The sequence below is a fragment of the Pseudomonas sp. SIMBA_068 genome (assembly GCF_046534705.1).
GTDB lineage: Bacteria > Pseudomonadota > Gammaproteobacteria > Pseudomonadales > Pseudomonadaceae > Aquipseudomonas > Aquipseudomonas putida.
Window position 1 is genome coordinate 1 of record NZ_JAWRYI010000640.1, and the last position, 267, is coordinate 267.

Below are 267 nucleotides of genomic sequence, written 5' to 3' on the forward strand. Positions count from 1 at the left end.
GGGCGTAACCGTTGCGCCCGGCGCTTTTGGCCTTGAACAGCGCCGCATCGGCGTTGCGCAGCAGTTGGCTGGCACTCAGCGCGTCGCTGGGAAACAGGCTGATACCGATACTGGCGTTGATCACCACCTGCTGCTCGCCAAGCTGGAAGGGCTCCTTGAGGCCGTCGATGATGCGCTGGGCCAGGGCCGCCGCCTGCACCAGCTGCGGGCAGCTTTCGGCCAGCACCGCGAACTCGTCGCCGCCCAGGCGCGCCAGGGTGATGCCCG

General features: G+C 68.5%; 1 protein-coding gene. It reads right to left on the minus strand.

What is annotated here, in order from left to right; genetic code table 11:
• A partial coding sequence (locus SB756_RS30780; protein ID WP_410913330.1) for a diguanylate cyclase domain-containing protein occupies window positions 1-267 on the minus strand: 267 nt, incomplete at both ends.